The organism is Acidimicrobiales bacterium, assembly GCA_016716005.1.
GTDB lineage: Bacteria > Actinomycetota > Acidimicrobiia > Acidimicrobiales > JADJXE01 > JADJXE01.
The window spans coordinates 2,209,130-2,222,962 of the sequence record JADJXE010000001.1; the positions used below are offsets into that span (position 1 = coordinate 2,209,130).

The 13,833-nt window shown below is 76.0% G+C and carries 11 protein-coding genes and 1 pseudogene; 7 read left to right on the forward strand and 5 right to left on the reverse strand.

All coding sequences use genetic code 11. From position 1 onward, the window contains the following. Positions 1–166: 166 nt before the first annotated feature. Complete coding sequence (locus IPM45_10875; protein MBK9180048.1) at positions 167–922, forward strand: acyl-[acyl-carrier-protein] thioesterase; 756 nt, start codon at positions 167–169, stop codon at positions 920–922. Here the strand turns inward: IPM45_10875 and IPM45_10880 are convergent. Continuing rightward, positions 907–1,983, reverse strand: coding sequence for an MBL fold metallo-hydrolase (locus IPM45_10880; GenBank protein ID MBK9180049.1), 1,077 nt, complete (start codon positions 1,981–1,983; stop codon positions 907–909). The two genes, IPM45_10875 and IPM45_10880, sit on opposite strands and share 16 nt — an antisense overlap. 25 nt (positions 1,984–2,008) lie before the next feature. Then, positions 2,009–2,620 (reverse strand): oligoribonuclease, encoded by a 612-nt coding sequence (gene orn / locus IPM45_10885; protein MBK9180050.1) that lies wholly within the window; start codon positions 2,618–2,620, stop codon positions 2,009–2,011. Here orn and dut point away from each other — a divergent pair. Beyond that, on the forward strand, positions 2,619–3,056 hold the full coding sequence (gene dut, locus IPM45_10890; GenBank protein MBK9180051.1) for a dUTP diphosphatase: 438 nt from the start codon (positions 2,619–2,621) through the stop codon (positions 3,054–3,056). The genes orn and dut overlap by 2 nt on opposite strands. Here dut and IPM45_10895 read toward each other — a convergent pair. From IPM45_10895 to IPM45_10905, 3 genes are read right to left on the reverse strand one after another with little or no spacing between them, the layout of a single operon-like run. Then, positions 3,018–4,247, reverse strand: coding sequence for a YibE/F family protein (locus tag IPM45_10895; GenBank protein MBK9180052.1), 1,230 nt, complete (start codon positions 4,245–4,247; stop codon positions 3,018–3,020). The genes dut and IPM45_10895 overlap by 39 nt on opposite strands. Before the next feature lie 48 nt (positions 4,248–4,295). Further along, positions 4,296–5,534 carry a CoA transferase gene (locus tag IPM45_10900; GenBank protein MBK9180053.1) on the reverse strand — a complete coding sequence of 413 codons (1,239 nt, stop codon included), beginning with the start codon at positions 5,532–5,534 and terminating at the stop codon, positions 4,296–4,298. Then, on the reverse strand, positions 5,531–6,262 hold the full coding sequence (locus IPM45_10905; protein ID MBK9180054.1) for a dienelactone hydrolase family protein: 732 nt from the start codon (positions 6,260–6,262) through the stop codon (positions 5,531–5,533). The genes IPM45_10900 and IPM45_10905 overlap by 4 nt, the downstream gene beginning before the upstream one ends. Before the next feature lie 118 nt (positions 6,263–6,380). Between IPM45_10905 and IPM45_10910 the strand changes: the two genes are divergently transcribed. The 5 genes and pseudogenes from IPM45_10910 to IPM45_10930 all read left to right on the forward strand — a co-directional run bounded on the left by IPM45_10910 (position 6,381) and on the right by IPM45_10930 (position 13,663). Beyond that, complete coding sequence (locus IPM45_10910; GenBank protein ID MBK9180055.1) at positions 6,381–7,220, forward strand: SDR family oxidoreductase; 840 nt, start codon at positions 6,381–6,383, stop codon at positions 7,218–7,220. A 192-nt stretch (positions 7,221–7,412) separates the two neighbouring features. Beyond that, positions 7,413–9,713 carry a bifunctional diguanylate cyclase/phosphodiesterase gene (locus IPM45_10915; protein ID MBK9180056.1) on the forward strand — a complete coding sequence of 767 codons (2,301 nt, stop codon included), beginning with the start codon at positions 7,413–7,415 and terminating at the stop codon, positions 9,711–9,713. A 498-nt stretch (positions 9,714–10,211) separates the two neighbouring features. Next, complete coding sequence (locus tag IPM45_10920; GenBank protein MBK9180057.1) at positions 10,212–11,570, forward strand: FAD-dependent oxidoreductase; 1,359 nt, start codon at positions 10,212–10,214, stop codon at positions 11,568–11,570. Positions 11,571–11,646: 76 nt separating this feature from the next. Beyond that, positions 11,647–12,837 carry an FAD-dependent oxidoreductase gene (locus IPM45_10925; GenBank protein MBK9180058.1) on the forward strand — a complete coding sequence of 397 codons (1,191 nt, stop codon included), beginning with the start codon at positions 11,647–11,649 and terminating at the stop codon, positions 12,835–12,837. 142 nt (positions 12,838–12,979) lie between these two features. After that, positions 12,980–13,663: pseudogene (locus IPM45_10930) on the forward strand (polysaccharide deacetylase family protein). The last annotated feature ends 170 nt before the right edge of the window (positions 13,664–13,833 follow it).

Consider the following 13,833-nt stretch of genomic DNA (forward strand, 5'->3'; position numbering starts at 1 on the left):
CCGGCGACCCTGCGGGTTCGCCATGGTGCGGGGCTGCTCTGTCACGCCGGCTCCTCGGATCGGAACGAGGCCCGACCGAGCGGCCGGGCACCGCCAATGCCAGCACGCCCCTCGGGAGGCGTCAACCGAGTTTCCCGGGGCCGGGCCGGCGGTAGCGTCCGCGCTCGTGCCCGTCGCCGATCCCCTCGTGCCCCTGCCCCGATCGGGCCGGACCTTCGGCGCCACCACGGTGGTGCGCCTGGGTGACGTCAGCCCGGCCGGCCGGCTCCGGCTCGACGCCCTCGCCCGGTACCTCCAGGACGTGGCCGGCGACGACGCCGCCGCCGCCGGCCTGCCGGGCGAGCAGGCCTGGGTGGTCCGCCGCACGGTCCTTCGCGTCGACCGGCCCGCGGTGCTGGGCGAGCACCTCCGGCTGACGACGTGGTGCGCGGGCCTGGGCCCGCGCTGGGCCGATCGCCGGACGTCGGTCGTCGGGGATCAGGGTGGGGGGGCCGAGGCCGCGAGCCTGTGGGTGTACGTCGATCCTCGGACCGGCCGGCCGCTGCGGCTGCCGCCGGGGTTCCACGAGCGCTACGGCGAGTCCGCGGGCGGCCGCACGGTTCGGGCCCGCCTCGCCCTGCCCGACCCGCCGGCCGGCGCCACCTCCCGCCCCTGGCCGCTGCGCTTCGCCGACTTCGACGCGCTCGGGCACGTGAACAACGCCGTCTCCTGGGCGGCCATCGAGGATGCCCTCGCCCCCCGGCGCGAGCTGCGGGCGCCCCTGGAGGCGGTCGTCGAGTGGCGGTCGCCGCTGGAGCGGGGGGCCGAGCCGGAGCTGGTGACCGCCGATGCGGCCGAGGGGCGCGCCGCCGGTCTGGCCGCCTGGCTCGTCGATCGCGGCGCGGTGGTCACCGCGGCGCAGGTGGGTCAGCGCAGGGCGTAGCGGAGGACCCCGCCCTCGCCGTCGAGGCGCTCGGCCTCGCCGAGCAGCCGCAGGTGCTCGAGGTGCGCGTACGTCTCGCTCTCGGCCATGGAGCCCCAGGCCCGTGGCGAGAACACCTCGTGCGACAGGTCCTCCACCGTGGCCGGCCCCAGATCGGCCGTGGCCCGCCGAAGGGCGTCGAGGCGCTCCTCGTGGTGGCGACGGATCGCCTTGACGCGCTGCCGGGCATCGTCGAAGGGGTGGCCGTGGGCCGGCAGGACGGTGGTGACCCCGTCGAGCTCGCCGATCCGCTCCAGCGAGGCGAAGAAGGCGGCCAGCGGATCGGCGTCGAGGCCGAGGCCGCCGATGTGGGGCGTGATGGTGGGGAGCACGTGATCGCCCGAGAGCAGCACGCCCTCGGCCGGGTCGAACAGGCAGAGGTGGTCGGGGGTGTGGCCCGGGGTGTGCAGCGACACCCACTCGCGCCCGGCCAGGTGGACCACCTCGGCATCGTCGACCCGCCGCGTGGGGGTGGGCCCGGGGAACCACCGGCGCAGCGACCCCCGCATCAACCCGAACACGACCCGCTGGCGCAGGGGCGGGCGGTGGCGCTGGCCCCCCCACGGGGTCTCCCGCTGCCAGGGGGAACGGCCGGCGCGGGCGCGGGCCGCCAGCTCGCGGTCGGGGTTGGCGGGCAGCTCGGGAGACTCGTCCTCGCCGGTCTCGTCGGGGTCCCAGAAGGTCCGGAAGCTGCGGTGGGTGACGATCTCGGCCCCGGTCTCCCGGCGGAGGCGCCCGGCCCCGCCGAAGTGGTCGGGGTGGGAGTGGGTGACCACCACGGTGTGGACCCGGCGCAGCGGGACGTCGGCCCGCTCCAGCCCGGCCCGGAGCGCCTTCCAGGCGGCGGGCCCGGGCAGGCCGGGGTCGACCACGGCCACCCCTCGCCGGTCCTCGAGCACGTAGCAGTTCACGTGGCCGAGCCCGGGCAGCGCGATGGGGAGCTGGACCCGTCGCACCCCGGGCGCGACCTCGGTCACGGCCTCGCCGGCCGGCTCCTGCTCCTGGCGGTGGGGCCGGGTCATCCGGCCAGGTTACTTGACCGCTCGGTCAAGTCGTCGGGCCGGGCACGGGTGGCACGGGGACGCCCGGGGGGCGGAAGCCGACCCTGCGGTAGAACCGGAGCTCCTCGACGCTCTCGCGGATGTCGTCGAGGGCGCGGTGGCTCGTCGACTTCTCGGGTCGCCCGGCCATGACCTCGGGGTACCAGCGCCTCACCAGCTCCTTCACGCTCGAGACGTCGACGGAGCGGTAGTGGAGGTACTCCTCGATGTCGGGGAGGTAGGCGGCCAGGAAGCGTCGGTCCGTCCCGATCGAGTTGCCGCACAGCGGCACCGTGCGGGGCTGGGGGACGTGGGCCCGGATGAAGGCCAGGGTGGCCAGGCCGGCCTCGGCGAGACCCGTGGTGCTGGCCTCGATGGCCGGCAGGAGGCCGCTCTTGGTGTGCATGGTGCGGACGACGTCGTCCATCCCGGCGAGCACCTCGGGTGGTTGGTGCACTACCAGCGCCGGGCCCTCGGCCACCACCGCGAGGTCGTCGTCGGTGACGAGCGTGGCTATCTCCACGATCGCGTGGCGGGCCGGGTCGAGCCCGGTCATCTCGAGGTCCATCCACACCAGCACGGCGGCGATGCTACGGCGCTTCCCTAGGCTGGCCGCCATGCTCGACCTGCCCGTGCTCCTCCTCGACCCCGACCTGCCGCTGCCGTCCTACGCGCACCCGGGCGACGCCGGGGCCGACCTGGTGGCCCGGGAGGGGGCGGTGCTGGCGCCCGGAGGGGGACGCGCCCTGGTGCCCACCGGGGTCGCGCTCGCCATCCCCGCGGGCTACGCCGGCTTCGTGCAGCCCCGCTCCGGCCTGGCGCTCCGCCACGGGGTGACGTGCCTGAACACGCCCGGTCTCATCGACGCCGGGTACCGCGACGAGATCAAGGTGATCCTGGTCAACCTCGACCCGGTCGAGCCCTACGAGGTGCACCGCGGCGACCGGATCGCCCAGCTGGTGATCCAGCGGGTCGAGCACGTGGCCTTCCAGCCGGTGGTCGCGCTGCCCGACTCGTCACGAGGGCTCGGCGGGTTCGGCCACACCGGGCGCTGACGCCGGCCGGCGCCCGGCGAGCACCAGGGCAGCCAGGCCGGTGGTGATCGGCACCGCCGCCACCAGGCCGATGCTCCCGACGAGGGTCCGCACGACCTCGACGGCCACGACCTCGCCGGTGATGATCTCGCCCAGCGGGCGACTCGCCTGGGTGAAGAGCAGCAGCAGCGGCAGGGACGCCCCCGCGTAGGCGAGCACCAGGGTGTTCACCGTCGAGGAGATGTGGTCGCGGCCGATGCGCAGGGCCGACCGGTACAGCTGGCGGGCGCCGAGCCCGGGGCTGGCCCGGCGCAGCTCCCACACCGCCGACACCTGGGTGACCGTGACGTCGTCGAGCACGCCGAGGGAGCCGATGACGATGCCGGCCAGCAGGAGCCCCCGCAGGTCGATCTGGTCGGACGACACCTGCAGGTAGATGGCCTCCTCGTCGCCGAGCCCGGTGAACCGGGCCAGGGACACGAACACCAGGCCGAGCAGGCCGGTGAGGGCGAGGCTCAGGAAGGTGCCGAGCAGGGCGGTGGTGGTGCGCGTGTTCACGCCGTGGGCGAGGTAGAGGGCGAGGAAGGCCACCGCCGAGGCGGAGACCAGGGCGACCGCGAGAGGGCTGTCGCCCTCGAGCAGCGCGGGGAGGGTGAACGCCACCAGCACGAGCAGGCTCAGGGCCAGCCCGGCCAGCGCCCGCAGGCCCTGCCAGCGGCCCAGCACCACGACGGCCACCGCGAAGATCACCGCCAGGGCGACGAGCGGCCCGCGGCGCTGGAAGTCGGCGAAGTAGTACTGGAACCCCGGGTCGGCGTCGGGGGCGTAGCCGAGCACGATCCGGTCGCCGGCAGCGAGGCCGGGGTTGCTGGCACCGGGGGCGAGCTCGAAGGCGGCGACGTCGCCCTCGGTCGGCCCGTTCGTGATCCGCGCCTCGATCTCGTCGCACACGACCCCGTCGGAGGGTGCGGTCCCCTGGCAGGGCCCCTCGCGCACCGACGTGACCGTGGCGTCCACGAGCTGTGCCGGGAACCCGAGCTCTCCGAGGTCGGCGTCGGCCTCGCCCCGGGGCCACAGCAGCACCAGGCCGAGCAGGGTCAGGGCGCCGACCGCGGCCGCGGCGACCAGGAGGGCACGCCGTGCCGCCGAGGGTGCGAGCTCGGGCTCGTGACCGTCGCCGTGGGAGTGCGAGTGCGCGTGACCGCCGCCCATGGGGGCAGCATGGCCCATGCCCGCCGGCACACGGGCCATGCCTCCTCGTCAGTCGGCCAGGCTCCGGGGACGGCGGGCCGACAGGACGCCGTCGGCCAGCAGCCGCTCGAGCTCGGCGGCTCCCACGCCCACCTCGGCGAACACCTCACGGTTGTGCTCGCCGCGATAGGCGGGCCGGCCCCGCACCCCGCTGTCGGCGGCCGAGAACCGGATGGGCGAGTCGGGGATGCGAACGGTCCCCCCGTGGCGGTCGTCGACGTCGACGATCACGCCCCGCTCACGGGCCCACTCGGTCTCGGCCACCTCGGCGACCGAGCGCACCACCCCCAGGGCCAGGTCCTCGGCCGCGAAGGCCTCGACCAGGAGGTCGAGGTCGTCGAACGACGACGTGAACTCGCAGAGGGCGTCGACGACGACGTCGAGGTGCTCGCGCCGGCCGGCCACCGTCTGGAGGCGGGGATCGTCGAGCAGGTCGCGCCGACCCATCACGGTGCAGTAGCGCTCGAACGTCCCCCGGCTCGCCGGGTGCCCGCTCACCGTGACCAGGTGGCCCTCGCCGGTCGGCAGCACGGGGTAGTCGCCGGGCGCGAACGAGGGCACCTCGTCGACCACGTCGATGCCGCTCAGCGGGTGGTGCGCGTGCTCGTTGACCGACAGCAGGGTCTCGGCCATCGACACCTCGACCCGCTGCCCCAGCCCGGTGCGCTCCCGCTGGTAGAGCGCAGCGAGGATGCCGGCCAGGCACTCCAGGGCCGTGTACACGTCGCCATGGGAGTGCGGATCGTTGCGGGGACGGCCCCCGTGGGCCTCGGCCGTGGCGTGGGTCATGCCGGCCTCGGCCTGCACGACCACGGCATAGGCGCGGCGCTGGGCCCAGGGCCCGGTGCCGCCGAACCCTGTGATCGACGCGTACACGAGCCGCGGGTTCTGGGCTGCCAGCACGGTGTGGCCGAGACCCAGGCGATCCATCACCCCCGGACGGAAGTTCTCGACCAGCACGTCGGCGGTGGCGGCGAGGCGGCGGAAGAGCGCCACGCCCTCGCGGCGGTGGAGGTCGAGCGACACGTTGCGCTTGCCGCAGTTCTGCTGGACGAAGTACGTCGCCAGCGAGCCGACCCGCGGGAACGAGAAGCGGGTGAGGTCCCCCTCGGGTGGCTCCACCTTGATGACGTCGGCGCCCAGGTCGGCGAGCATCCGGCCGCAGTGCGGCCCGGACAGCACCCGGCTGAGATCGAGCACGCGCAGGCCGGTGAGCGGGCCGTCGCCCCGGGCCACCTCCCGGCTCATCCCACGGGCCCCGCCGGGCCGAGGAAGCGCTCGAACCAGGCGAGGGTCCGGGCCCAGGCGTCGGCGGCCGAGCGGGGCTCGTACGAGGCCCGGGCGTCGCAGTGGAAGCCGTGCCCGGCGGCGGGGTAGCGCACGATCTCGGTCGGAACGGCGGCCGCCGCCGAGGCGGCGCGGAGGGCCTCCACGTCGGCCGTGGGGATCTGGGTGTCGAGGTCGCCGAAGAGCCCGAGGAACGGCGTCCGCAGGGCACCGGCCTCGCCGATCAGCGGGGGGAAGCCGGGGAGGCCGCGCCCGACGATCCCGCCTCCGTAGAAGCCGACGGCCGCGCCGAGGGCGCGCCGGACGGCCGCCAGGAAGGCGAAGCGGCCGCCGATGCAGAAGCCCACCACCCCGATGCGGCGGTCGTCCCATCCGGCGGACCGGAGGTGCGCCAGGGTGGCGTCGAGGTCGACCAGCACGGCGGCGTCGTCGAGCCCCGCGAACAGCTCGAGCACGGCGGGCATGTCGCCGTACGCGGCGGTGCCACCCCCGGCCCGGTGGAAGAGCGCCGGGGCGACCCCGTGGTAGCCGGCCTCGGCCACCCTCCGGGTGACGTCCTCGATGTGGTCGTTCACCCCGAAGGCCTCCTGCACGACCACGACGGCGCCGCGGGCGTGGCCGTCGGGCGTGGCCTCGTAGACCGGGAGCCGGCCGTCAGGGGTGGGGAGCTCGATCGTCTGCGCGGGCACGGGCCGCGAGCGTAGGGTGCCGTCGCCCCGCCCGTGCGGTCCGAGGGGCCTGCCCCGAAGCGCCGTCCCGATCCACCGCGCGACGCGGTGCGCACCACCTGACAGAGGAGGACCGTCGATGACCGAGCTCCCCCTGGCCGGCCGAGGCGCCCTGGTCACCGGAGGTGGCAGTGGGATCGGGCTGGCCGTGGCCCGTCGCCTGGTCGCCGACGGGGCCGCGGTGACGATCGGTGGGCGCAGCGAGGAGCGCCTCCGGGTGGCGGCCGAGCAGCTGGGCGCGTCGGCGCCGCCGGGGATCCCTGTGGGTTGGGTCGTGGTCGACGTGGCCGACGAGGAGCAGGTGCGGTCGGCCGTCGCCGCCGCGGCCGAGCCGGCAGGCGGGCTCCACCTGGCCGCGCTGGCTGCGGGCACGGGCACGCTCGGGCCGCTGGTGGTCACCCCCGTCGACGCCTGGCGGGCGGTGCTCGAGACGAACCTCACGGGGGCGTTCCTCTGCATCAAGCACGCCGCGCCGGCCATGGTCCGGGCCGGCGGGGGTGCCATCGTGGCCGTCTCCTCCATCGCCGGGCCGCTCACCCACCGCTACATGGGCGCCTACGCCGTGAGCAAGACCGGGCTCGAATCGCTGGTGCGCAACGCCGCCGACGAGCTGGGTCGGGCCGGGGTGCGGGTCAACGCCGTGCGCCCGGGTCTGGTGCCGACGGAGCTGTCGGCGGCGCTGGCCGGCGACGAGGCCATCCGTGCCGACTACCTGGCCCAGATGCCCCTCGCCCGGCTGGGCACCCCCGACGACGTGGCGAACGGCGTGCGCTACCTGCTCGGGCCGGAGTCGGCATGGGTGACGGGCCAGTGCCTCGCCATCGACGGCGGTCACACGCTGCGCCGCGGGCCCGACCTCGAGGCCGTGGCGCGGCTGCTCTTCGGCGACGACGCGGTCGAGGGGCGCGGCGCCCCCTGATCCTCGCCAGGGGCCGGGGTGCCCGGCGCCGCTCAACTTCCCCGACCCCGCGGCCGATGGGCACTCGATGGCCGGGACGGGCGCGTCGCGCCGCCGGCGTGGAGGGTGCGCGTGGCCTCACGGGAGCCGAGCGAGCCGGGAGGGCCGGGGCCGACGCCTCGGCCCGCGCCCCGCGCCCGGTCCGGCCGGGCCGTGGTCGCGGCCACGGGCGCCGCCGGGGTGCTGGCCGCGACCGCCACCTGGTTCGAGGCCGGCGGCGAGGGGTTCGGCAACCCCGCACTCCTGCTCACCTTCACGGCCCTGCTGGCGCTCAGCTGGGCGTTCCCCCTGCTCCTGCCCAAGAACGACGAGACCGAGGGCTTCCAGCTCGACGAGGCCTTCTTCGTGGCGTCGGCGCTGCTCCTGCCGCCGTGCGGCACGGTGGCGGTGTTCCTGGTGGGCGTGCTCGCGGGGCTGACCGTCCGGCGGACCCCGTGGCCGAAGGTGGTGTTCAACGTCGGTCAGGTCACGGCCGCGGCCTCGCTGGGGGTCGCCGCGGTCCACCTGCTCCGCCCGGGCCCGCTCGAGGTGGGATCGCCCTTCGCGCTGCTCGCCATCGTGGCCGGCGCCCTGGTGTTCCTCGTCGTGAACACCGGGCTGGTGGCCGCCGTGGTCGCAACCACCGAGGGGACCTCCGTCCGGGCGACGGTGCTCGACGGTCTGGGCGCTCGGTTGCTGCAGTGGGCGAGCGCCATCTCCATCGGGCTCCTGGCCGGCCTTGGGGGCTCGGCCTACGCCTGGGCGCCGCTGTTCGCGGTGCTCCCCATGGGCATGGTGCACGTCGTGCTGGCCGAGCACCTGCGGGCGGCTCGCGACCGCCAACGCGTCGACGGGCTCTTCCGCACCGCAGTGCAGGCCCACGCCAGCGTGCGGACCGACGACGTGGTCGCGGCGCTCACCCGGTCGGCGGAGGAGCTGCTCCGGTGCCGGTCGTCGCGCGTCGGGCACGACCCGCCCGGGAGCGGCGAGCGAGGGGCCATGGTGTCGGCCGGCGGCGGCGAGCAGTGGCTCGTCGTGGCCGATCGGCGGGGGACGGAGCCCTTCGGCGAGCAGGACGACCGGCTGCTCGAAGCCATCGCCGCGGTGGGGTCGTCCGCCCTCGAGAACGCGCACCTGGTCGAGGAGATCCGCCACCAGGCGACCCACGACCGCCTCACCGGGTTGCCGAACCAGCTGCTGTTCGACGACCGCGTGACCCAGGCGGTGGCCCGGGCCCGGCGCCTCCGCGAGCAGCTCGCCCTGCTCGTGCTCGACCTCGATGCCTTCAAGAAGGTGAACGAGAGCCGCAACCACCAGGCCGGCGACGAACTGCTCCGGCAGGTGGCGGCCCGGCTGCGGCGCGCGGCGCGCGAGTCGGACACGGTGGCCCGCATGAGCGGCGACCACTTCACGGTGCTGCTGCCCGGCGTGGGTTCACCCGAGACGGCGCTGGTCGTCGCCGAGAAGCTGCTGGCCGAGCTCCGGCGGCCCTTCGTGCTCGACGACGGCCACGAGCTGTTCATGAGCGCCAGCCTCGGCATCGCCCTGTTCCCGGCGCACGGCGACGACGGCGCCGGGCTGCTGCGGAACGCCGACAGCGCCATGCACCAGGCCAAGGAGGCGGGCGGCGACGACCTGCGCCTGTACGACGTCGGCATGAACCGGGAGGCCCGCCAGCGGGTGGCCCGCGAGACCGAGCTGCACAACGCGCTGGCGCGGCGCGAGCTGCGCGTGGTGTACCAGCCGCAGGTCGATCTGCGCACCCACCGGATCATCGGCGTGGAGGCCCTGGTCCGCTGGGAGCACCCCGAGCACGGCCTGCTGGCGCCCGTCGAGTTCGTGCCCCTGGCCGAGCAGTCCGGCCTGATCGTGGAGGTCGACGCCTTCGTGCTGCGCGCCGCCTGCCGCCAGGCCCGGGCCTGGAGCGACGCCGGGCTGCCGCCGGTGCGCATGGCCGTGAACCTCTCGGGGCGCCACTTCCACGGAGGTCAGCGCCTGGTCGGCATGGTGACCGACGCGCTCGAGGCCGCGGCACTGGATCCGGCCATGCTCGAGGTGGAGATCACCGAGGGGCTGGCGGTGCGCGAGAGCCAGGGGGCGTTCGAGGTGCTGGCCCGGCTGCGCGACGCCGGCGTCCACATCGCCATCGACGACTTCGGCACCGGCTACTCGGCACTGGCCCGGATGCACCGGTTCCCCGTCGACCGCCTCAAGATCGACCGCTCCTTCGTGAACACCATCACCGCGGCCGACGGGAACGCACCGCTGGTGTCGGCCTTCCTCGGCATCGCCCGGGGGTTGCGGCTGGGGGTGATCGCCGAGGGGGTGGAGACGGTGGAGCAGGCCGCCTTCCTCCGCCGCCACGGCTGCCACGAGGCCCAGGGCTTCCTCTTCAGCCGGCCGGTCGACCCGGACGAGGTCGCCCGGCTCCTGCGGTCGCCCTCGCTCGGGCTCCACGTCGGGCACCAGGGGTGACCGGGCCGAGCGTGGCCACGGCACGCCGGAGGACGCGGACCGTTCACGACAGTTTCAACATCTGCCCCTTCCCTCACAGGAGCCACAGGCCCTAGCATGCGGCCCAGCCGGTCCCCGGACCGGTGGCGATGCGTGCGGAAGGGAGGTGGTGCATCATGCGCCGCGGCACCAGCTGGCGTTAGCCGGCAGGGGCTGAGCGGCGCGGAGGGGTGAGCGCCTGCCACCTGGCCGGGGCGATGGCCCGGTGACAGCGTCCCTCGACGTCCTCGGCTCGAGCCGGTAGAGACGGGCCCTCGGCGCCCGCCCGCCGCGACCTCGCCGCCACCTCGTTCCACGGGCTCGCAGCCCGGTTCCCGCACTCCACGTCGCAGCCCGAACCCCGCCCGCCCGAGAGGTGGACCGGTCGACGCGGTCGGCCCCGCCGGGGGCCCCGACGCGCCCGGCCGGGGGCGCTCGGCGCACGTCCTGGCTCCCGACCGGTGGGATGATGCGGGCTCAGTGGACGTCTGCGACGTGGTGGTGGTGGGAGCCGGCCTGGCCGGGCTGGGGGCGGCGCGGCGCCTGGCCGACGCCGGCCGCGAGGTGCTCGTGGTGGAGGCGCGCGACCGGGTCGGCGGTCGCCTCCTCGGGCACGACCTCGGCGACGGCACGGTGGTGGAGCTCGGTGGCCAGTGGGTCGGGCCGACACAGGACCGCGTGAACGCCCTCGTGCGCGAGCTCGGCCTCACGACGTTCCCGACGTATGTCACCGGGGACCACCTGGCTGCCGTCGGGGGTGACGTGCGCCGCTACCGCGGCGGCACGCCGCCGTTCTCGCCGATCGTGCTGGCCGACCTGCTGCAGGCCCAGCGCCGCCTCGAGCGGATGGCCCGCCAGGTGCCGCTCGACGCGCCGTGGGCGGCTCCCCGCGCCCGCTCGTGGGACGCCGAGACCTTCGACGGGTGGCTCCGCCGCAACGTGGCGACCGCCACCGGGCGCACCTTCTTCCGCATCGTGGCCGATGCGGTCTTCGCGAGCGACGCCAGCACGCTCTCGCTGCTCCACCTGCTCTTCTACGTGCACTCCGGCCGCGGCCTCGACCGCCTGCTCGGCACCGCCGGCGGCGCCCAGCAGGACCGCGTGGTCGGCGGGTCGCAGCTGCTCGCGGTCGGCCTGGCCGACCGCCTGGGTCCCCGGGTGCGGCAGGGCCACCCGGTCCGTCGCCTGGATCACCGGGGCGGGCGCGTGCGGGTGTTCGCGGACGGCCTCGAGGTCGAGGCCCGCAGGGCGATCGTGGCCGTGCCGCCCACCCTCGCCGGGCGCATCGCCTACGACCCGCCGCTGCCCGGGGCGCGCGACCAGCTCACCCAGCGGATGCCCATGGGCGCGGTGGTCAAGTGCATGGCTGTGTACGAGCGGCCGTGGTGGCGCGACGAGGGGCTCTCCGGCTCGGGGGCCACCGACGTCGCGCCGGTGGGCCTGACGTTCGACAACTCGCCCCCGGGCGGCACGCTGGGCGTGCTGCTGGCCTTCGTGGAGGGCCGGCACGCGGTCGCGTTGGGTCGGGTCTCGCCGGGTGATCGTCGCCGGGCCGTGATCGATGCCCTGGTGCGCCTGTACGGGAGCCGGGCGGCTGCGCCCGTCGACTACGTGGAGCGCGACTGGGCCGCCGAGGAGTGGAGCCGCGGCTGCTACGGCGCTCATCTCCCGCCCGGGGCCTGGACGCAGCTCGGGCCGGACCTGCGGCGCCCGGTCGGGCGCATCCACTGGGCCGGCACCGAGACCGCCGAGGTGTGGAGCGGCTACATGGACGGCGCCCTCGAGTCGGGCGACCGCGCCGCCGCCGAGGTGCTGGCCGCACTCGCCGGCGGGGGCTGAGCGGCCGGCGGGGGCTGAGCGGGCGGCGGGCGAGTAGCGGGCGGGCGGTCCCACGGGCGAGGCTGGCACGGTGACGCTGCAACGGGTCGTGGTGGTGGGTGCCTCGCTGGCCGGCCTGCGGGCGGCGGAGACGCTGCGCCGGGAGGGGTTCGACGGCACCCTCACGGTGGTGGGCGACGAGCCCCACCTGCCCTACACCCGTCCGCCCCTCTCGAAGCAGATCCTCAAGGGCGAGTGGGAGCCCGAGCGGGCCGCGCTGCGGCCGGCCGCCACCTACGAGGGGTGGGACCTGCGGCTGGGCCGGCGGGCCGTCGCCCTCGACGTGGCCGCCCGCCGCGTGCTGCTCGACGGCGACGAGCCCCTGCCCTTCGACGGCCTGGTGATCGCCACCGGGGCCTCGCCGCGGTGGCCGGCGGGCCTGCCCCGGCTCGAGGGCGTGCACGTGCTGCGCACCCTCGACGACTGCTCGGCCATCAGCGCCGAGGTCGCCCAGGCGCCCCGGGTGGCGGTGATCGGGGCGGGCTTCATCGGCGCCGAGGTCGCGGCCACCTGCCGCCAGCGGGGGCTCGACGTCGCGCTGATCGAGGCCTTGCCGGTGCCGCTCGCGCGGGGCCTCGGGGAGCGGATGGGAGCGGCCTGCGCCGAGCTGCACCGCGACCACGGGGTGGCGCTGCACCTGGGGAACGCGGTGGAGACGCTGGAGGGCGGCAGTCGCGTGGAGGCGGTGCGCCTGGCCGACGGGTCGCGGGTCGAGGCCGATCTGGTGGTGGTGGGGGTGGGCGTGGCGCCGTCGACGGGGTGGCTCGAGGGCTCGGGCCTGGCCCTGGGCGACGGGGTGCGCTGCGACGCGACCGGCGCGGCCGCGCCGGGCGTGTACGCCGCCGGCGACGTGGCCCGGTGGCCGCACCCGCTGTACGGCGAGGAGATCCGCGTCGAGCACTGGAGCAACGCCAACGAGCAGGGCGCGGCCGTGGCCAGGAACCTGCTCCACCCCGGCCTGGCCGAGCCCTTTTCCCCGGTGCCGTGGTTCTGGTCCGACCAGTACGGCACACGGATCACCTTCGTCGGCCGGGTCCGACCCGACGACCATGTGGAGGTGGCCCGGGGATCGGTGGACGAGCGCCGCTTCATCGCGATCTACGGGCGAGACGGAGTGGTCGTGGGCGCCCTCGGCTTCGACGAGCCCAAGCGCGTCCTCGGCCTGCACGGGCTGCTGGCCGGCCGGGCGCCCCTGGCCGACGCCGTCGCCGCGGCCCGGGCGGACTGAGGCGCCGGCCGAGGCGCCGGCCAGGGAGGCGCGCGGCCCCAGCGGCGTCGACGCCCTGCCGGGGTCCGACGCCCCGGAGGTGGGCCCGGCCCCGGCGGGCGGGAGCAGGAAGGGGGATGATGTGGGTGTGAGGGCGCGTCGGATGTCGACGACACAGCGGATCGGTGCGGCGCTGGTCGCGGCCGGGCTCGCCCTGGGCGGCGTGCTCACGGTGGCCCCGGCCGCGTGGGCCGCGTCGGCCTTCACCGTCGAGCAGTTCCCCGGAGCGCCGGCCGACGGGCGGGTGGTGGCGCTCACGTTCGACGACGGGCCCGACCCCACCTGGACGCCGCAGGCGCTCGACGTGCTGGCGTCCCGCGGCGTGACCGCGACCTTCTTCATGGTCGGGCGGAGCGCCGCCGCGCACCCCGACCTGGTCCGGCGGGTCGCCGCCGGCGGCCACGCCATCGGCGGGCACACGTGGGACCACGCCGACCTCACCCGCACGCGCGACTTCGACGGGCAGGTCGACCGGGCGAACGACCTGCTGGCCTCGTTGACAGGGCGGCCCGTCACCTGTGTGCGGCCTCCCTACGGGGCGTCGAACGCGTCGGTGGTGCAGCGGCTCGCCGACCGGGGCCTCACGACCGCCCTGTGGAGCGTCGATCCGCAGGACTACCGCCGGCCGGGCGCCGCGACCATCGCCCAGCGCGCGCTCGCCGGCCTGCGCCCCGGTGCGGTCATCCTGATCCACGACGGCGGTGGTGATCGCAGCCAGACGGTGGCGGCGTTGCCCCAGATCATCGATGGCGTCCGGGCCGCCGGCTACCGCATCGTGCCGGTGTGCGGTGCGGCGCCGGCCGAGCCGCGCACCGAGCGCATCGAGCTCACCGCGGTGGGGCCGGCTTCGGCCTCCGGGTACGCCCTCGACTCCTGGGGCGGCTTGCACGCCTTCGGCGCCGCGACCCCCGTCGAGCCCTCGGCCACGTGGCCGGGCCGCTACCTGGCCCGCTCGCT

Excerpts from the sequence above, each read along its gene's own strand:
- IPM45_10900 (MBK9180053.1), bottom strand. The coding sequence starts at position 5,534 with ATGAGCCGGGAGGTGGCCCGGGGCGACGGCCCGCTCACCGGCCTGCGC.
- IPM45_10880 (MBK9180049.1), bottom strand. The coding sequence starts at position 1,983 with ATGACCCGGCCCCACCGCCAGGAGCAGGAGCCGGCCGGCGAGGCCGTG.
- dut (MBK9180051.1), top strand. The coding sequence starts at position 2,619 with ATGCTCGACCTGCCCGTGCTCCTCCTCGACCCCGACCTGCCGCTGCCG.
- IPM45_10910 (MBK9180055.1), top strand. The coding sequence starts at position 6,381 with ATGACCGAGCTCCCCCTGGCCGGCCGAGGCGCCCTGGTCACCGGAGGT.
- IPM45_10895 (MBK9180052.1), bottom strand. The coding sequence starts at position 4,247 with ATGGGCGGCGGTCACGCGCACTCGCACTCCCACGGCGACGGTCACGAG.
- orn (MBK9180050.1), bottom strand. The coding sequence starts at position 2,620 with ATGGCGGCCAGCCTAGGGAAGCGCCGTAGCATCGCCGCCGTGCTGGTG.